The following is a 20169-nucleotide window of genomic DNA, read 5'->3' on the forward strand; positions in this document are numbered from 1 at the left end:
GCTTTTTTAAAAATTCCTTACAAAAAAACCCAAGATTTTCATCTTGGGTTTTTAGTTAAAAGTGCTTAAAGTATTAAGCTATTTTATTACGCTTACGTTCGTTTTCAGTTAAGTAGATTTTTCTTAATCTAATAAACTTAGGAGTTACCTCTACATATTCATCTTTCTGAATATATTCTAAAGCTTCTTCTAATGAAAACTTAATTGCAGGTACAATTTTTGCCTTATCATCTGCTCCTGAAGAACGTACGTTAGACATTTTTTTAGTTTTTGTAATATTCACAGACATATCGTCACCTCTAGAGTTTTCTCCGATAACCTGGCCTTCATAAATATCTTCTCCTGGTTCAACGAAAAATTTACCTCTATCTTGTAATTTATCAATTGAATAAGGAATAGCTTTTCCCATTTCCATTGAAACTAATGAACCATTTTGTCTTTGAGGAATATCGCCTCTCATTGGTTGGTATTCCAAGAAACGGTGTGACATAATAGCCTCACCAGCTGTTGCCGTCAATAATTGGTTTCTTAAGCCAATAATACCACGAGATGGAATTAAAAACTCACAAATCATACGGTTACCTTTAGCTTCCATACTTGTCATCTCACCTTTACGCATAGACACCATTTCTACTGCTCTACCTGAAACTTCTTCTGGCAAATCAATAGTTAATTGCTCTACAGGCTCACATTTAACACCATCAATCTCCTTGATGATAACTTGTGGCTGACCAATTTGCATTTCGTAACCTTCACGACGCATAGTCTCTATTAATACCGATAAGTGTAATACACCTCTACCGAATACTAAAAACTTATCTGCACTATCCGTGTCATTAACACGTAATGCTAAGTTTTTTTCTAACTCACGCGCCAAACGGTCTTTAATATGACGAGACGTTACAAATTTACCATCCTTACCAAAGAATGGAGAATCGTTAATTGTAAACAACATACTCATTGTTGGCTCATCTATAGCAATTGTTTTTAATCCTTCTGGACTTTCGATATCAGCAACAGTATCACCAATTTCAAAACCTTCTAAACCTACAATAGCACAAATATCACCAGTCTCAACTTCTTCTACTCTAAGTCTACCAAGACCTTCGAACGTATAAAGTTCTTTTATTTTTGTTTTCACAATAGACCCATCTCTTTTTACTAAAGAAACTTGCTGCCCTTCTTTTAAATCGCCTCTTAATAATCTACCAATCGCAATACGACCTGTAAAAGAAGAGAAATCTAAAGAGGTAATTAACATTTGTGTAGTTCCTTCTTTAGGTTCAAAAGTTGGAATATGCTCAATTACCATATCTAATAATGGCTCTATATTGGTAGTTTCATTTTTCCAATCGTCACTCATCCAGTTATTCTTAGCTGAACCATAAACGGTTGGAAAATCTAGTTGCCATTCTTCAGCACCTAATTCAAACATTAAATCAAAAACTTTTTCATGAACTTCTTCAGGAGTACAGTTTTCCTTATCCACTTTGTTTATTACTACACAAGGCTTAAGACCTAAGTCAATCGCTTTCTGTAATACAAAACGTGTTTGTGGCATTGGCCCTTCAAAAGCATCTACTAACAATAAAACACCATCAGCCATGTTTAATACACGCTCTACTTCACCACCAAAATCGGCGTGACCAGGAGTGTCAATAATATTAATTTTAGTATCCTTATATACTACAGAAACGTTTTTAGAAGTAATGGTAATACCTCTTTCACGCTCTAAATCGTTATTATCTAATATTAAATCACCTGTGTTTTGATTTTCTCTAAACAACTGACAGTGATACATAATTTTATCTACCAAGGTAGTCTTACCGTGATCGACATGGGCAATAATGGCAATATTTTTTGTTGCTGACATAAATACTTTATTAAAGGAACTTTTCCTGCTAAATTTTGCGCAAAGGTACTGCTATTTTTAATAGCATATTAAAAAGTTCCGCTTTTTTTATTTAACTGATTTTGAGGATGTTCTAGCTATAGTAATTCAACCTGAATTCTATTATCTTTGTAGCCTTAATTATATGCACAAATGAATCTAGATAAGATACCTCAAATAAAACACACCAATAGTGATAATTTTTTCCTTTTATGTGGCCCTTGTGCTATTGAAGGGGAAGATATGGCGATGCGTATTGCTGAACGTATTGTTGAAATTACTGATAAGCTTAAAATACCTTATATTTTTAAAGGCAGCTTTAAGAAAGCTAACCGCAGCCGTGTAGATTCTTTCTCTGGAATTGGCGATGAAAAGGCCCTAAAAATTTTGAGAAAAGTATCTGAGACTTTCAACGTTCCAACCGTAACAGATATCCATGAAGTTACAGATGCAGCGATGGCGGCAGAATATGTAGATGTTTTACAAATCCCTGCTTTTTTAGTCCGCCAGACAGATTTGGTGGTGGCTGCTGCAAATACAGGAAAAGTTGTAAATCTTAAAAAAGGGCAATTTATGAGTCCTGAAAGCATGCAACATGCGGTAACTAAGGTAACCGATTCTGGCAATGAGCAAGTGGTGATTACAGACCGTGGCACTATGTTTGGCTATAAAGATATGATTGTAGATTTTAGAGGCATTCCTACCATGAAAGCATATGCTCCTGTGGTTTTAGATGTTACCCATTCGCTACAACAACCCAATCAAACTAGTGGTGTTACAGGCGGTAGACCAGATATGATTGAAACTATAGCTCGCGCAGGTATTGTTACCGGTGCAGATGGTATTTTTATGGAAACGCATTATGACCCATCTATTGCAAAAAGTGATGGAGCGAATATGTTACACTTAGATCATTTAGAAAAGCTTTTAACCAATTTGGTGGCTATTCGAAAAACAGTGAATAGCCTAAAATAAATACAACAAAAAAGGGAAAACAAACTGTTTTCCCTTTTTTTATTACTTGTTATTTGTAAAATAATTTACTCACAAATTGAAACCGTAAAAGCACCTTCAAAAATACTTTCAGGAAACGCTTCTGAACCTTCTTTGTTGAGTTTCATTTTTCCTGAAATTTCAGTATCAGATACAGCAGTAATCTCTACAATGGTTTCAACTAAACTATTAAATGGGGTATTATTCCCGTCTTGAGTTACGATATTAACATCTGTATATACGCCTACCATATTTGGAACCGAAGCATTTATCGTTAACGTATAATCAAAGATATCTGAATCGCAACCAAAATTTTCGTTGGTGAGATAAATGGTAATTTCTTCTGTACTCGTGCTCGACCTAAAAAAAGCCTTACCGCCTTGTACTGTAAAAGCTTTCCCTTCTACAGTTCCCGTAAGGGTCTGATCACTGATCGTATCCGCACTTGAATCATCCTTATCACTAGAACAACTCATCACAGTAAATGCTAGAATAAGGGACCAAAATAATTTTTTCATTGTATATTGTTTTATGTGTACTACTAAAAACTCAAATTAAATTAATTTATTGCTTTACATGTTTTAGAAGGCTAAAAGCAGTATAGTGCAAGTACATCGCAACAAAATACAGGTTTTTACGTTTTCAACTTAAACTATATTATACCAAAAATTGACAGAAATAGTCCAACATATAAAAAAGCATAGACGCTATAAAATTCTAGTATTCCTAACTATACTCGGTACTATATTACTTATCGCTAGGGTAATTTACAGCGAAACTATTTTTTTTACTTTTCTCCTTTGGAATCTATTTTTAGCCTTTTTACCCGTAGTTTTTTCTAAAGCCTTACGGTACAACCAAAAAATAAGTACGTCTAAATTTCTTAGCATACTTTTCGTTATTCTTTGGCTTTTATTCATCCCAAATAGTCCTTACATTATAACCGATCTAAAACATGTAGACAATGATTATGGCATCCAACTGTTTGATTTTCTGCTCATATTAATTTTTGCCATAAACGGCTTACTTATGGGAGTTATTTCTTTACTAGATATATTTCATCTGTTAACTCATAAGTACAGTACCAAAATTACCCATCTTGTTATACTTAGCATTTGTCTACTTGGTGGATTCGGAATATTCCTAGGCAGATTTTTACGCTTCAATTCTTGGGATATTATTTCTAAACCCGATATTCTATTCTACAGTATCTTCCATACCCTATTCATGAAAGAAACATGGATGTGGACGCTTATATTTGGAGGTTTTATGTGGGTTTCATTTGTTGCCATAAAACCTTTATTGAAAAGGAAGACACTATAACCTTCTCACTTTAACTCTAATAAATACTAAAAATTTTAAAATAAATATAGGAAGAAACAGAAATTTAAACTTACTTTGTATTTCAAAGTACTTTAAGATGGAATCAAAAAACTATTTAGACGATATACATGAAATCAAAAATTTGATGAACAAATCATCTCGTTTTATTTCTCTTAGTGGTTTATCTGGAATATTAGCCGGAGTCTATTCTTTAGTTGGCGCTTATTTTGCCAATAAAATTATTACAAACATTCAAAATACGTCTACCTATAGTCAGAAGTTGTTCTTAAGTATTGGTGCTCCCGAACAGTTAATTGCGATTGCCTTAATCGTAATTATCGCCTCCATCCTTACAGGCGTAATTCTCACACGAAGAAAGTCAAAAAAGAGTGGTGAAAACATATGGAACAGGACGTCTAAGCGTTTGCTTTTTAATTTTATGGTACCACTCCTTACGGGAGGGTTGTTCTGTCTCATTCTATTTCAAAATCAGACTTTGGGGCTTATTGCTCCTGCTACATTAATATTTTACGGTCTAGCTTGTTTAAATGCAAGTAAATATACCTTAGGAGATGTCCGTTATTTAGGATTAGCTAATATTATTATTGGTTTAATAGCTACACAATTTATAGGTTATGGTTTGTATTTTTGGGCCTTAGGCTTTGGATTTCTTCATATCCTTTACGGAATAGTGATGTATTATAAATACGATAGACAATAGATTTGGGACTTATAAACAACATAAACAAGACATTTGATCATCGCATCAGACTGGGCATGATGAGTATACTCATGGTGAATGAATATGCTGACTTTAATATGTTTAAAGAGTTGCTTGATGTTACAGACGGTAATTTAGCAAGCCATGCCAAAGCTTTAGAAAAAGAGGCGTATATCGTGGTAGAGAAACGATTTATAGGAAGAAAACCAAATACTAGATACGCTGCCACTCCATTAGGTAAAGAAGCATTTAAAAAGCACATAGATGCTCTTGAAAATTTAATTAAAAAATTCTAATCTATTTTTTTATCCACTTACTTTGAAATTCAAAGTACTTTTAATTTATAAATTATGAAAGCATTTATTTTTGAACAGCTCTATGAGGTGAGTAAAAAACCATATCAAAAGTATTTTAAGAAAAATAAGCCTTGGACGGTTACTGTGAAAGAATTAGTAGCCCTACCTCCCAACTCATTAGGCGCTGAATTGTACCACTTTTTAACCAAGAATAATTTTGAATTACAGTCAAAGCTTGAAAGCCATGATATTTACCATGTATTAACAAACATAGGAACGACAGTTCCAGAAGAGATTAGCATGCAATATTTTTTATGGGGAAATGGAAAAAGAAGTTTATACCTTTTTTCCGTACTCACCATTGGCACTATTTTTTACTGCTCTCATTTTAAAAGGTTCCTTCAGGAATACAAAAGAGGGAAGCGTTCATCAAAATTTTATCAAATAGATTTTCAAAAATTAGTACACCTACCAATTCATAACATCAGAACTGCCTTCTTTATCAACTAAAAATTATAGTATGAACATCCATATCAAATCAATTTCAGCATCCTTAGTGTTTAGTGTACTGCTATATAGCAAGACTATGGGAATTAACCTTGTCATTCTTTCTTTAGTAATCATCAGTTTAGTACTCCTAGAGCATAAATCTCAAAAAGAAACTATAAAGTATGCCCTTACCTATCTTTTTACTGCATTAATGGTCTTTCTAGATCCTACTAATTTTAAGATTTTCGTTCACGCCATGGCGTTTCTAATTTATATGGGAAAAAGTATTGCACCCAAAAACTCCTTGTATTTAAGTTGGTTCATAGGGCTCACCAACATGGTATTGGCCTCTATTCATCAATTAAATAGTTATTTAACAAAAGAGGATCATAAAAACACTGCAGTATCTTCAAAAACTAAAACTATCCTCAAAGCTCTGGGCATCGCTTTAGGCTTAATCATACTATTCTCCTTACTATACCAAAAGTCTAATCCTGTTTTCAGTGGCCTTATTTCTGCAATAAATTTTGATTTCTTAAGCTTTCCATGGCTCCTATTTACGGTATTTGGATACTTTATCTTCTTACATATTTTAAAGCCATATTATCCAGAGACCCTAATAACCTTAGATCACGCACAAGGCAATACACTGAAAAAGTCTACCCCAAATTTTTCCTTAGAACAAAATAAAAAACTAGCCGATGAATACACCCTTGGCAGTATCATATTTATAGCATTAAATAGTTTGCTTTTTATATTTCTAATAACCGATTTTATCTATCTGATAGACACTGACACAAGTACAAATTCTGAATACTCAAAATCTGTACATCAAGGAGTCTATGCCCTACTGTTATCAATTATCTGCGCTATTGCAATTATTTTATATTTCTTTAGAGGTGATCTTAATTTTTACACCAAAAGTAAGAATATTAAGATCTTATGCTATATCTGGATTGCCATGAACCTTATTCTGGTCTTGTTTACAGGGTATAAGAATTATACATACGTGGCCACTTTAGGATTAACCTATAAAAGAATTGGAGTTTTTGTGTACTTACTATTTATCCTCGCAGGTTTATGTACCACCTACTTGAAAGTTTCAAAAACCAAAAGTTTCATCTATTTAATACGGTCAAACGTTGCTGTAATTTTTGCAGTGCTATTTGTAAGCGCCATAATTCCTTGGGATAAATCTATTACCTATTACAATTTAAATACTATTGAAAATGTAGATATTCAATACCTTATTGACTTAGGAAACACAAACAGCATTCAATTAAAAAAATATAGCGAGAAGAAAAAAGCAACTGCATTTGAAGCGAGCATTACTACTAAATATTCTCGCTTTATACACCAGGAGAAAGAAAAAAGTTGGCAGGAATATTCCATTTACTCCTTAATCTACCATTAAAATGATGTCTTATTTCACCCATAAACTAAATAGAATAGCTGTAAGGATTACGTTATATTCTTTTAGTCTCGAGACAGTGTTATTCCTTGTCGTTTTAGCCGTAGAAACTATTACAGTAGTAGCAATCATACCTGTTTTGATTGCAGCCCTACTGAACTTGATTATTCTAATCGTTTCAATTTTAAATACCTTAGTAAATTACAAAGATTTTGAAGAAAACATCAGCACTCTACTTATGGTTCTCATTAACATTGCTATAGGACTCTTATACCAGAATTTAATCAATTAGAGTTTTAATGGCATCGTACTATAGTTTTTAGAAATACAATTCTGTGCGGTGTAAGGAACCGCTAATGTCAAATACAATTTTAACTAGTATCTCTTATTATTTAACTATCATGAAATTTATTTTTAACAAAATTCACTTTACTGTTTTTAGTACAATTTTAGTTCTTGAGATTGCGATTGCTTACTTTTTAAAAACTGGATTCATAAGACATACTGTGGGTGATTTTCTCGTTGTAATACTTATCTATTGTTTTCTTAGAAGCTTTATAAAAACCAATCCGTTATACATGGCAATTGTAACGTTAGTTCTTTCTTATACGGTTGAGTTTTTACAACGAACTACATTTTTACAGCTCTTAAACTTGGATCAAAATAAATGGGCCAACTTAATTTTTGGCAATAGTTTTAGCATACAGGATTTAGTAGCCTATACGCTTGGGGTAATTACTGTTTTTTATTTAGATACAAGAAATTGGCTTCCTAAAGGATAAGCAAGAAGATTACTTTTTTCTTTACCCTTGAATATTTAATTAGAATGGTATTTTCTTTAGCTTTTACTCCTTACCGTCTACATAGTCCTGCAAATAGGCATAACGCTGGGTGAGCTTTCCATTTTGTGTCATCCTTGCACGCTCTAAAACGCCATTTTCGTCGTTATTAAAAAATGCTGGAATAACATTTTTAAGAAAAGCATCTCCAAAACCCTCACTCGCATCTCTTGGCAATTCGCAAGGCAAATTATCTACCGCCATAACAGCAATAGCGTTTGTCGCTTTAAAATCTACCTCCTTTTCAGTCCTAGGATCATACCCATATATTGGAGCTGCAATAGTTGAAGGTCTGATAGTCGTTGCCACAGGACCATCAATATCACAACTTACATCTGCCACAACTTTTATACTAAAATCTTCGTGTTTTGCATCTTCTCTAGTAAATAGATAAGGCGCACCAGTACCATAAAAATGACCGGCAATAAAAAAATCTGTTACCTTGGTAAAGCGTGTAAAATTTGATTGATATAGTTCAGGGTTCTTAAAAAACTCTGCCTTACTTCCTCTTACACCATCTTTCCTTTTGTTATATTCAGAAGCATCAATTTGACAATATACTGGTTCCTCAAACGATTTTGATAAATAATCTGCTACCGTAACTTTCTGTAATCCCATGGCATCTAGCATTTCTTTCGCACCATTTCCTACTCTTCCTTTTCCTGTTAGAAGAATTTTTATAGGAGGCAACTCAATACTATTTAATGCCTGAATCAAAGCATTCTGGTCTGTTACTGTTTCTGCTTTTGGTAAATTAAATAACTCATATTTAAGTCCGTAAGCTCTAAAACCATTATATGCTCCAACAATTCCGGCATATCTACCAAACGCTACTAAACGCTGTCCTTTTTCGTTCGTGATAACCTCATGATCATACATCTCTATATTTTTATCAAGAAATGCCCTCAAAAGCTCACGATTATAAGGCTGTTTTTTTATCGTATGAGAAAAGAAAAAATATTTTTTATTTGGAATTAAATCTTCGATCGGCACTTCTTTTACCCCTAGCAGAACATCACAATCTATCATTTCTGAACTTAAGGATAAGCCTAAGTTTGTATAGTCTTCATCTGCATACGTTCTAATTGGAGAGGGCTCCACTTTTATTATAGCTTCAGGGTGTTTTACCAATAGTTTCTGACATGCCTCTGGAGACAAAACTACTCTTCTATCTGGTGGATTTTTGCGCTCTCTAATGATTCCAAATTTCATAAATACACTTTTACAACTTAACCTATTCCAATAGTTGTAAATGTAACATATGACAAGATGACAAGCAAAACTTTTTTTGGAATAGTTTTTGAACTACCTTTGACATCTGCTAGAAAAAAGGAACATTCTTTTTATAGCGTATTAGTTCATTGAAAATTTTCCAAGGGGCCGCCTGGTTTTGACAGCGAGACCAATTGGGATGTAAGCATGCCGAGCGCTGGGCTACAGCTCGTTAATCACATTTTCCACACTTTTAATTGGCGAAAATAATTACGCTCTTGCCGCTTAATCTGAATTACAGTAGGATTTAGCCTCGTCTCTACTAGGTAGAGAAGCGAGATGTTCCGGAATAGCCCTTGTTGGCGGCGATTCTATTAGGAGCACCAGAAATGTCAACACAAGGGTATTATTGCTTTGGTAGTATCACAAAAATTTCAGAAGCTAAGTGTATAATAGGCGGTTTTCAGTCGGTTGTGCATCGAAAACCAAATGAAAACTAAGCATGAAGAAAGCATTGTAATTGCTTGTTTGGACGGGAGTTCGATTCTCCCCGGCTCCACAAAAAAAAGCCCAGTAAATTTAAAATTTACTGGGCTTTTTACATTTAGATACGATATGCTCACCTACTCATTAAAATGAACATACTTTTTAAGAGTAGCATCTTCGCATATAAAAGAAAGGTTATCATTATATATCCCTTTATATTCCGCATACACTTCTCCGCAAGATTTCTCATTATAATGATTAATAATTACCAACTTACCTGCATCTAAAAAGCTTTGTGCTCCTGATTGATCCCTCCAATTTTTTTCATCGGTATAGGATTCATACAATACACCATCAAAATCAGTAGCATCTTCTACCCTATTTTTCGCCATACATTTCATTCCTTTTGAATGAACATAAGCACATAACTCTTGATAATAAGAAATTGCTTCACTTTCGGTCGCTGTTATCTTATAGGCGTCTCTTGATTCATCATCAAAAGCCCAATCCATATTATCAAACTCTACCCAATCAAAGCCCCAAGCTGCAATCTTATCTATTCTTGCCTTCATTACTTCTAGCACTCCTGTTGATGTTTCTTTTACAAAAAACTCATCGGGCCATTCTCCCCAAGGGGTTGCTACTAAGTAGGGCTTTATTTGCGCATAGTCATCTCTATAGGTTTCACCGGTACCAATACTGATATAAGCGCCTACTTGGTTACCATTTGCCTGTATTGCTGCTACATGATCCGTTACCTCATCCTGAAAAGGATCTAATAAAACATATCCATTTTTGGCACTATTTAAAATAGCACTAATCTTATCTGCTTCAAAATTTTCTTGGTATGCTTGGTTGTAAACGGGGATTGCATTACTTTCTACTGGAGACGCACTATCCTCAGTATCGTTTACTGTGCTGGCGGACTTCTCATCAGTACTACAAGAAACAGATAGCGACAGGAATGCAATTATTAGGGCGTAATTCATGTTATTTTATTTTTAACTATAATTCACGGAAAGATAATACTTCTAATTTTACGCTTTTTTACCTTACAGGTGATTCTTACTGACAGCTTTAAATTTAATAAATACGCTAGTCTGTAGGCACTACATTTTCTGGATTAATTTTAGGGGGAAATATAACAACATGCGAGTAGTAATCGCTATAATTACTAAATTTCGTTTTTAAAAATAAAGGTTTATTATTTTCCTCGTCGTATTTTCTGATGGGTGCTCCCCACCAATTACACTCTTTTAGAGAATCAAACCTTGTAATCCAAGTGTGCCAACCTTGATCACTAAAACCCCATCCAAATTCATTTGCGTTTAAGAGTTGCTCAATTTCCGACATATCTTCATTAACATCAAAAACCCCTTCTAAGGGAATATTTGGTTGTTTCCATACATGGTATTTTTTGTATTTCTTGAAATTAGATAAACAACTTGTATATTCTTCTGAGTTTTTTGAAATAATCAGATAGGCTTTCCAATGATAAAATTTAGTCAAAATATACCCTAAACTCCATCCTGCATATTCACGGTTAGACCAAATAGCTTTATGCTTTTTTTTAATAGCTTCAAACTCAGTTCCAAAACCAGACTCTAAAGCTTTAACCGCATAAATAGTACAATGCATACTGTCTAACTTTATATTATTTTTTTCCAATCCATATTTTTGAAATACTGAAATTGAATCCTTTTCTATAGTACGCTGCTCTAAATCAGTATACCATTGGGTTCCGTAATAGATACTTCCGACAGTTGGATAACTATTAAAATATTCATTCTCTATCTCAGCAATTTTATTTACGGCATCTACGGAATTAAAATTTGAATATTCATTTCTTAATTGGCTCGGCGCTGTAAACACTCTAAAACTATCTTCTTTTTCCGTAGCAATATTCACAGGCTCTTTAACAACTTCTTTACAGGTGTTGCAAAGCAATGCAAAAGCTAGAATAAAATAAATTGTTCTTTTCATATTTTCGTTATTCCAAAGCTATTTTTCAGCGGTATCCATTTCAAAATAGGTTCTTATAGTATCCACTTCAGCATATGGGTCTCTTTCCATCTCGTAAAACGAAAATAAATTTTCACTTAAATTAAGTATTTCGATAGTAAAATATTCTTTTTTATTTAAGCGTTCTTCTGGAAAAAACCTAGTTTCTTCAAATTCATTTTCACTAATAAACTCCCAAGTTCCGGTATACTCTTCATCACCCAATTTCTCTACAAAAGTTCCATCCTCAAAATATTCTTTTGTTTTTTTTCTGTTTCCGCTCATTAAGGAAGTAAATTTCTGATCAAACACACCGCGTACAAATGATCTGTTCTTGTGTTCTCCTAAAACAAAACTCATAGTTACTCCCTTAAAGTAATTTGTTTTGTTTAATATGGTTTTAGCTAATTCAATATTTTCATTAGAATTATTAGGAATCGTTAACTGCAGTCCAAATGCTGAAATAATCCATTTTTTTGAGCATAACATATCCGAATTAAGCGTTATACGGGCTTTTAAACTTTCCTCCTCTACCCTTTTTGTTTCTTCTGTTAACTCTTCTTCTATTTTTAACGCTTTTTTATATTCAATTTCTTCAATTTCAAAAAGAAGTTTTCGATATGTTTTATCCGTTAAACTAGCTCCGTTTGATTCCAATTCACTGACGTAAGACTTAAGCTGAATAAGTTGTAACGGTGTAATCTGCTCTGCCACTTCACTTAAATCTTCTACCTTGGTAGCCTTTTGATATTTTTTATCTAAACCACGTACACATGAAATACAAATTATACTTAATAGCAGTAAGATGAACTTTTTCATATAAATTATTTAATATTTTGGAATAGAATTAAACAAAGTTTTTTTCTAAAAGTGCCAACTTAAAAATTAAACCTTCTTTAATTTCTTTTAGATTAATTGTAGCATCTTTTAACCCATGAATATCTGTTTTGCATGCTCTACAGGTTTCTCTTTCCAAATTATTTTCAGTTCCGCATTCACATTTCCAAACATCAATTTCTTTATCTGAAAACGATTCTTTAGATCTCAAAAAGTTAGCTTTAACAGGAAATTTTTCCTCTAGCACCATAATAGTCTCTTGAATCAATTTTATATCAGCTGTATAATAAGCCTTCTTATGCATTCCTGCAATTGAAGCGCCTAAAGTGTTTAAATACGGTTTTTTACTTGTTAGTAGTTTAAGATTTTTAGTATAATCTACCATATGCAATTCTTGTATGACTTCAAGTACATACTCCAAATCTCTATCTTCATTCTCTTCTAAAAAATTAAAAATTTGTTTTATTGTATCTTCTCTTTCTAGCGAATCAAAAAATAATTTAATATTTTCTTTGACATCAAACTGACTTAAGTTATTGGTGAGCTTGGTCAAAAGAAATGGAATTAATTCTGATACTTGATTTTCTATAATTTGATTCCACTTATTTTCTGTTAAAATCAATTCATCTTTCTCTGCACTAGCCAACAATCGTGCTTTTAAAGACAATTGCTCAAAAGCTTCTAAATTTATGGAGGTTGAATTTTTAATTACATTTTTAGCCTTTCCTGCTACTCTTACCGCTGTCCCCATAGCGGTAACCATTAACATTGATTTTCCTTGCGCCGAAATCTCATCATTATCAATACTTAAACCAATAACGTAATTTGCATTTAAATAATGGGCACGCCTTTTAAGTTCAATAATAGCTTCTTCATTAATTTTTTCTAATGATTTGGTATACGTGTTAGATTTACCTCCGAAAACATCCCGAAATCCAGTTAGAAAATCTTCAAAAAAATTCATCCCAATAACAATATTTACAGAAATGGGTTCTAGGTATTCTACTATTTCAACATTCTGTAGTGAAGAAGTTGTGGTTACTTTTATATGCTTAAAATTTTCCATTTGTTGCTATTGTAGTGTTTTATTTAATGTACTAGGCTCCCTATAAAATTATCGTTTGATTAAAATAATTTTAGTGTTTATGTACAACGCAAAAATGAGAATATATATTCTGCAATGATGTCAAATATAAGTTTTTAACTTATAAATAAGCATTGCTAGGCTATCGCTGATATGTTTCTAAACGCTATAATATGTACTTGTCAAGCGATTTGAGTTTTCTTTTTTAGCAATTGAGCACATTTAAAAAATAGTCTATTCTTAATTTTATAACTTAAAAATATACCAGTTGCATCTAAAATTTGAAATAAGTATGGAACTATTCACTTATTATTATAGCTTAATTAACAAACACACCGGAGAAGTTACCCTATTTAATAGTACAGCTATTCAGGAACTAAAAGCTTATGTCTCTGAGGCCTTATTTGAATAGCTTGAAACAGAATCCAAGACTGGAAGATTAAACGCTTCTCGCTTAGCAGACAATAATATAATTTGTGTCATCAACAAAATAGTTGCATCAAAAGCGTCATAATGAGTCGTCCTAAAATAGGTTGACAGTTTTTAAATAATTAATATTAAACCAGAGAAGCTAGCTTCTCTGGTTTTTTGTTATGTACAAAGTTAGGTGTTTTATATTTTAGACTCAAGTGTGGTCTTTTGTTGTTATACGTTTTTATTGATTCTGCTATAAGCTTTTTCAACTCTTTGCCAGTGTTACATTTATAGATTAGGAATTCCCCTTTCAATATGCCGTTGATTCGTTCTGCCAATGCATTTTGGTAGCAATCATAACCATCTGTCATTGACGGAGTCATATTGCTTAGCCTTAGTTCTTTTTGGTATATGCCGGAGCAATACTGCAATCCTCTATCGGAATGATGAATTAGATCTTTACTTGTCAATCTATTGTTTTTAGCCATTCTTACTGCTTTTACCACATTTTCGGCACTCATATCATCACTAAGGTGATATCCCATTATTTTTCTACTATAGGCATCGGTTACCAAGGATAGATAATGTGTCCGCTCTCTACTTTTGATATATGTAATGTCACTGACGAAGAACTCTTCTGGTCTGGAAACTTTGATTTCTTTCATCAGATTAGGATGTTTTCTAAGCCAATGTTTAGAGTTTGTTGTCTTGGTGTAATTCTTCCTTGGCCTTATCAGCATCGATTCCGAGCGCAAATATCCAAACAGGGCATCTCTTCCTATTTTTAAATTGTGCTTTGCGAATTCTTCCTTTAACAGGTAATACAGCTTTCGTGTACCGAGCCGGGGCATATCCTTGCGAACACCTTCAACCAAGTTCTTTACTTTTATAAACTCCTGTTCTCTTTTTATAATCCGTTTTTCTGCTTGATAGACCGCTTGTCTACTTACCCCAAACAATCGACAACAACGAGATAAACTTAATCGTTGTTCTTGTCGGATGCGCTGGATTGATTGGGCGAATGCTTTTTTCTGATAGCGGTACCATACTGTTTATCGGAGATGTCAATCATAGTATTGAGAATTTTGTTCCTGAGTTTTTCATCGGAAAGCTCTCTCTCCAAGCGTTTGATTTTTTGGGCAGGTGTTTCTTTTGATTTTGGCATTTGATGGCGTATTGGTTTAGTCCAATCTAATGTACCATGTTTTCTCAACCAAACCAAAACAGTACTTCTACCTTGAATACCATAAGCCTTTTGCGCCTGCTTATAAGTCATTTCGCCTTTTTCAACCTGATGGACAACACTTAATTTAAAGCCCAAATTATAATCGCGTTGGGTACGCTTGTCTACCGTAATAATTGAATGTTTCATAAATAAGTCGATTTTGTGTCAACTTATTTCAGGACGGGACATAAAAAATAAAAAAGCCTGTAAATTTCTTTACAGGCTTTTTCATGGTATTTAAGCAGGTCTTATAGAATCCTTAATTCCAACCACCACCTAGTGCTTTATACATAGCGGTTTGTGCTATCATTTGATCTTTTTTGGTTTCAATAAGTTCAATAGTAGCCTCTAGCGCGTCACGCTGGGTTAAAAGTACCTCCATATAATCTGCTCTAGCGGACTGAAACAAGCGTATGGAAATATCAATAGACTCCGTTAACGCATCTACCTGCCCTACTTTTAAATCAAAGCTTTTCTTTAAGTTATCTATATTAGAAAGTTCATTTGAAACTTCTATATAAGCATTTAAAATAGCTTTTTCATATTCAAAAACTGCTTGTATCTGCTTATCATTAGCATTTTTATACGCTGCTTTAATCGCATTTCTATTGATTAAAGGCCCTACAACATCCCCAACAACAGAGTACAAAAGAGATTCCGGAGTTGTATTTAAATACTTCGGTTTAAAAGCTTCTAAACCTACACTCGTAGTGATATCAAATGAAGGATAGAAATTAGCTTTTGCTACACTTATATTCAATTTAGCCGCTTCTAATTCTAGTTCTGCCTGACGAACATCGGTACGATTTAAAAGTAACTGAGAGGGCACACCTGCATACATAGCATCAACAGAACCCTTAATAAAATCTTCTGAATTTCTAGCTACTTTTTGTGGAGTTCTACCGACTAAAAAATTAATCTTATTCTCCATTTCAACAATCTGTTGCTTTAGTTCAAACCTGTGACTTTTATTTTTTAAGACTTCTGCCTCAAACTTTTTAACTGCCAATTCTGTAGCTCTTGCTGCTTGTTTTTGAAGTTTTACCATTTTAAGGGCATTCTCCTGAATTTCTAGGTTTTGGTCAATGATAGCTAACTGACTATCTACTGCTAAAAGCTCATAATAAGAATTTGCAATTTCGGAAACTATAGTAGTCACCATAAAATTCTTACCTTCTACCGTAGATAAGTATTCAAAAACGGCAGATTTTTTAGCATTGCGCAACTTCTTCCACACATCTATTTCCCATGAAGCTGTTAAGCCAAAAGAATAGTTAGTTAATGGTTCAGGAAATTCCTCCCCCTCTCTAATATCAAGGTTTTTTTCCACAGCGCCATTACGCGTATACTCCCCTACTTTTTCAACCTCAGCGCCACCAAAATAATTGACAAAAGGCAAATATTCCCCTTTTCGCGCTTTTATTTCATTTTTAGACATATCTACGCGTTGAAGCATGATATTTAACTCTTGATTATGCACCAATGCGGTATCTATCAGAGAAACTAAATAAGGGTCTGAAAAGAATTCCTTCCATTTCATCTTAGCCGTATTCACGGTATCTGAAGACTGATTTGCATACTGTTCTGGAACACTTTTATTTTCTTCTCTTACTGTTCTAGTAGGTACACAGGCATACACCGTCATAAGAGCTATAAAACCCACGAAAGACGACTTCCGATACGTTAACACTCTTCCTATATTAATTCTCATTATCTTTCTTTTTGGTTAATTTTTTCAAAAGTTTTTTAATCTCACGAAGTGATGTTCTTGTGTTACCCTCTACTTCCGTTTCTCTTATAAACTCTTCTGAAACTGGCTCTGTAGCTTCTCCTTTTATAAGACTTCTACCATCTGCCATGGTTCCGAAAATATAATACAAGCCAGGAATAAGTATTACTCCAAAAATAGTACCGATTAGCATACCACCCATTGCAGAACCACCAATAGTTCTATTCCCGATTGCCCCTGCTCCACTAGCAATTACAAGTGGAATTAAACCAGCAATAAAAGCAAAAGAGGTCATTAAAATAGGTCTAAATCTAGAGCGAGAACCCTCTATTGCAGCCTCTAATACCGTGGCACCTTGCCTACGCTTCTGGACCGCAAATTCTATAATTAATACGGCATTTTTACCGAGTAGCCCTACTAGCATAATTACTCCAATTTGTGCATACACATCATTTGCTAATCCCATTACTTTAAGTAAAGCAAACGAACCAAATATCCCTACTGGTAATGATAAGATAACAGCAAATGGCAATAAGAAACTTTCATACTGCGCCGCAAGAACAAAATAAACAAAGATTAATACGATGGCAAAAATATAGATAGACTCGCTTCCTCTATTTGCTTCATCATACGAAAGACCTTCCCAAGCAATATCATACCCTCTAGGCAGTGTTTCTTTTGCCACTTCTTTGATAGCTGTAATAGCATCTCCTGTAGTAAAACCAGGAGCTGGAAGTCCGTTTATAGAGGCCGAATTATACAAGTTATAACGCGTAATCTCATTTGGCCCCAACTTCTTCTCTAAAGTCATGAACGCCGAATAGGGCACCATTTCACCCTCTTCATTTTTAACAAATAACTTATCTAAATCTGTTGGTAATGCTCTATACTCCGGAGCAGCTTGTGTATACACTTTAAAGAATCTTCCAAAACGTATAAAACCTTGCTCATAAGTACTCCCTATTAGAATGTTTAGATTTTCCATTGCATTGCCAATAGTAACCCCTTTCTGCATGGCAATTTTATTATTTATTTTTAACTTATACTGAGGATAATTAGCAGAGTAAAAAGTAAACAAACCAGACAACTCTTCTCGTTCTCCTAAAGCTGTCATGAAATCATTATTAATTTTTTCAAAAGCATGATAATCTGTAGAGTTTGTTTTATCTAACAAACGCATGGAGAAACCCCCTGAAGAACCAAAACCTGGTACCGCTGGTGGCTCAAAATATTCAATCACCGCACCTAAATCTTTAGTCTCTTCTTCTAAAAGCTCCATAATTTCATGTACAGAATGGCTACGTTCTGACCACGGCTTAAGGTTAATTAAACACGTACCCGCATTTGAACCTCTACCTTCCGTCATAATTTCGTACCCTGCTAATGATGAAACCGACGCTACACCATCCATTTCTTCACATATTTTCTGAAGTTTTCTGGCCACATCATTGGTACGCTCCAAAGTTGCTCCCGGAGGTGTTTGAATAATCGCATAGATCATCCCTTGATCTTCATTAGGAATAAACCCTGCAGGTAATACTTTGCTGGTTAAAAATATTCCAACACAAAAGGCTATTAGAATTCCGAAAGTAACCATACGTCTAGCTACAATTTTATTCAAAACTTTAACATAGGTACCAGTTAACCTCTCAAACCCTTTATTAAACCAAGCTATAAACTTATCTATAGGCGACTTACTTTTAGGCTTGCCATGATTATTTTTTAACAATACCGCACATAACACTGGCGTTAAGGTAAGCGCTACAATTGCAGAAATTATAATTGACCCAGCCATGGTGATAGAGAACTGACGGTAGAAAACCCCTACAGGTCCCGACATAAATGAGATAGGAATAAAAACAGAAACCATTACCAAAGTAATTGCTATAATTGCCCCTCCTATTTCGCCTAAAACAGCATAAGAAGCATTGTACGGTGTGAGGTTCTCTTCCTCCATTTTAACATGTACAGCTTCTACAACTACAATGGCATTATCTACTACAATACCAATAGCTAACACTAATGCAAATAAGGTAATTAGGTTAATGGAAAGTCCAAAAAGTTGCATCACAAAAAATGCTCCAATCAAAGAAACAGGTACTGCAATAATCGGAATTAACGTAGAACGCCAATCTCCTAAAAATAAAAATACCACAATAGCCACTAATATAAAGGCATCTCTAAGTGTATGAATTACTTGCTCAATAGAGGCATCTAAGAAATTAGAAACATCATAACTTATTTTATAATCTACACCAGGAGGTAATTCTGCTTTAAGTTCTACTAACTTATTTTTAACTTCATCAATAACATCTTTACCATTACTACCCAAAGTCTGTTTTAAAATAATGGATGCGGAAGGATGCCCATCTAAATTGGAATAAATATCAAAAAACTCACTTCCTAATTCTACGTCGGCTACATCTTTTAATTTTAAAAGCTCTCCTTCTTCAGTCGCACGAATAATAATATCTTCATATTGTTCAGGTTCAGAATACCTCTCTTCATAGGTCAATACATATTCTAAAGCTTGTGAGGTTTTACCAGAGCTACCTCCCAACCTTCCTGGTCGGGCAATTATACTCTGGTCTTGCATAGCTTCCATCACTTCTTCTGCAGAGACATTATAGGCACGCATACGATCTGGTTTTAACCAAACCCGCATTGCATATTTACGGCTCCCTAATATTTGAGCACTCGCAATCCCATCAATACGTTGTATTTCTGGAATTATTTTTGTGTATGCATAGTTGTATAAGAATAATTCATCATCATCTTCTTGTGTACTAAATAAGTTCACATACATTAACATACTTGGTTGTACAGGAGTAATTACTACTCCTTCTCGCTGAACCAATTCTGGCAATAAAGGCATCACTTGATCGACCCTTGTTTTTACCATTACCACAGCTTGGTTTGGATCGGTACCTGGTTCAAAAATAATCCGTAACGTACCTTCACCAGCACTTGTAGCATCGGAAGCAATGTAACGCATTCCCTGTACTCCATTAATTGCAGTTTCTAAAGGAATAAGGGTTGAGTTTACCAATACATCTGCACTAGCACCTGGATAGGCTATAAAAATATTAACTGTTGTTGGTGCAATTTGCGGAAATTGAGATATAGGCAATTGTTTTATAGCCAGTAATCCCGTAAATACAATTATTACCGATATGACTATAGCCAGCACCGGTCTTTTTAAAAATTTACTAAACATT

The 20169-nt window shown here is 34.0% G+C and carries 18 protein-coding genes and 1 other RNA gene; 9 read left to right on the forward strand and 10 right to left on the reverse strand.

All coding sequences use genetic code 11. The features are described 5' to 3' along the window. Window positions 1–73 precede the first annotated feature (73 nt). Window positions 74–1873, reverse strand: a complete 1800-nt coding sequence (gene typA, locus CELAL_RS02635) for a translational GTPase TypA (RefSeq protein ID WP_013549366.1) — start codon at window positions 1871–1873, stop codon at window positions 74–76. 171 nt (window positions 1874–2044) lie between these two features. Here typA and kdsA point away from each other — a divergent pair, with 171 nt between their 5' ends. Continuing rightward, on the forward strand, window positions 2045–2866 hold the full coding sequence (gene kdsA / locus CELAL_RS02640; protein WP_013549367.1) for a 3-deoxy-8-phosphooctulonate synthase: 822 nt from the start codon (window positions 2045–2047) through the stop codon (window positions 2864–2866). Between the two features lie 65 nt (window positions 2867–2931). Here kdsA and CELAL_RS02645 read toward each other — a convergent pair whose 3' ends face one another. Next, on the reverse strand, window positions 2932–3402 hold the full coding sequence (locus tag CELAL_RS02645; RefSeq protein ID WP_013549368.1) for a hypothetical protein: 471 nt from the start codon (window positions 3400–3402) through the stop codon (window positions 2932–2934). Window positions 3403–3553: 151 nt separating this feature from the next. Between CELAL_RS02645 and CELAL_RS22830 the strand changes: the two genes are divergently transcribed. The 7 genes from CELAL_RS22830 to CELAL_RS02680 all read left to right on the forward strand — a co-directional run bounded on the left by CELAL_RS22830 (window position 3554) and on the right by CELAL_RS02680 (window position 7906). Beyond that, on the forward strand, window positions 3554–4207 hold the full coding sequence (locus CELAL_RS22830; RefSeq protein ID WP_013549369.1) for a DUF1361 domain-containing protein: 654 nt from the start codon (window positions 3554–3556) through the stop codon (window positions 4205–4207). A gap of 97 nt (window positions 4208–4304) precedes the next feature. Then, on the forward strand, window positions 4305–4928 hold the full coding sequence (locus CELAL_RS02655) for a hypothetical protein (RefSeq protein ID WP_013549370.1): 624 nt from the start codon (window positions 4305–4307) through the stop codon (window positions 4926–4928). Window positions 4929–4930: 2 nt separating this feature from the next. Further along, window positions 4931–5224, forward strand: coding sequence for a winged helix-turn-helix domain-containing protein (locus tag CELAL_RS02660; RefSeq protein WP_041557441.1), 294 nt, complete (start codon window positions 4931–4933; stop codon window positions 5222–5224). A gap of 54 nt (window positions 5225–5278) precedes the next feature. Further along, window positions 5279–5734, forward strand: a complete 456-nt coding sequence (locus tag CELAL_RS02665) for a Coq4 family protein (protein ID WP_013549372.1) — start codon at window positions 5279–5281, stop codon at window positions 5732–5734. 10 nt (window positions 5735–5744) lie between these two features. Then, on the forward strand, window positions 5745–7127 hold the full coding sequence (locus CELAL_RS02670; RefSeq protein ID WP_013549373.1) for a DUF4153 domain-containing protein: 1383 nt from the start codon (window positions 5745–5747) through the stop codon (window positions 7125–7127). Between the two features lies 1 nt (window position 7128). After that, complete coding sequence (locus CELAL_RS02675; protein ID WP_013549374.1) at window positions 7129–7416, forward strand: hypothetical protein; 288 nt, start codon at window positions 7129–7131, stop codon at window positions 7414–7416. 109 nt (window positions 7417–7525) lie between these two features. After that, on the forward strand, window positions 7526–7906 hold the full coding sequence (locus CELAL_RS02680; protein ID WP_041557445.1) for a ribosomal maturation YjgA family protein: 381 nt from the start codon (window positions 7526–7528) through the stop codon (window positions 7904–7906). A gap of 63 nt (window positions 7907–7969) precedes the next feature. Here the strand turns inward: CELAL_RS02680 and CELAL_RS02685 are convergent, their stop codons facing one another. Further along, window positions 7970–9175 carry an NAD(P)-dependent oxidoreductase gene (locus CELAL_RS02685; RefSeq protein WP_013549376.1) on the reverse strand — a complete coding sequence of 402 codons (1206 nt, stop codon included), beginning with the start codon at window positions 9173–9175 and terminating at the stop codon, window positions 7970–7972. 164 nt (window positions 9176–9339) lie between these two features. Between CELAL_RS02685 and ssrA the strand changes: the two genes are divergently transcribed. After that, window positions 9340–9737: a transfer-messenger RNA gene (ssrA, locus tag CELAL_RS21785) on the forward strand. Window positions 9738–9798: 61 nt separating this feature from the next. On the opposite strand, the gene CELAL_RS02690 is transcribed toward ssrA, so the two are convergent. The 7 genes from CELAL_RS02690 to CELAL_RS02725 form a co-directional block, all read right to left on the reverse strand. After that, window positions 9799–10650 carry an endo alpha-1,4 polygalactosaminidase gene (locus tag CELAL_RS02690; RefSeq protein WP_013549377.1) on the reverse strand — a complete coding sequence of 284 codons (852 nt, stop codon included), beginning with the start codon at window positions 10648–10650 and terminating at the stop codon, window positions 9799–9801. 106 nt (window positions 10651–10756) lie between these two features. Continuing rightward, window positions 10757–11644, reverse strand: coding sequence for a hypothetical protein (locus tag CELAL_RS02695; protein WP_013549378.1), 888 nt, complete (start codon window positions 11642–11644; stop codon window positions 10757–10759). Window positions 11645–11662: 18 nt separating this feature from the next. Then, window positions 11663–12481 (reverse strand): hypothetical protein, encoded by an 819-nt coding sequence (locus CELAL_RS02700; protein WP_013549379.1) that lies wholly within the window; start codon window positions 12479–12481, stop codon window positions 11663–11665. 28 nt (window positions 12482–12509) lie between these two features. Then, complete coding sequence (locus CELAL_RS21355; protein ID WP_013549380.1) at window positions 12510–13565, reverse strand: YbjQ family protein; 1056 nt, start codon at window positions 13563–13565, stop codon at window positions 12510–12512. Between the two features lie 575 nt (window positions 13566–14140). Further along, window positions 14141–15369 (reverse strand): IS3 family transposase gene (locus CELAL_RS02710; RefSeq protein WP_085951515.1). Its coding sequence is split into 2 segments (ribosomal slippage): window positions 14141–15021 and window positions 15021–15369, totalling 1230 coding nucleotides; the frame shifts between segments, so codons are not numbered across the junction. Window positions 15370–15481: 112 nt separating this feature from the next. After that, entirely contained in the window at window positions 15482–16933 is a 1452-nt protein-coding gene (locus tag CELAL_RS02720) for a TolC family protein (RefSeq protein WP_013549382.1), read from the reverse strand. Beyond that, on the reverse strand, window positions 16923–20168 hold the full coding sequence (locus tag CELAL_RS02725; protein WP_013549383.1) for an efflux RND transporter permease subunit: 3246 nt from the start codon (window positions 20166–20168) through the stop codon (window positions 16923–16925). Before CELAL_RS02725 ends, CELAL_RS02720 begins: the two co-directional genes overlap by 11 nt. Window position 20169 lies beyond the last annotated feature (1 nt).

Origin of the sequence: Cellulophaga algicola DSM 14237 (assembly GCF_000186265.1) — a bacterium.
GTDB lineage: Bacteria > Bacteroidota > Bacteroidia > Flavobacteriales > Flavobacteriaceae > Cellulophaga > Cellulophaga algicola.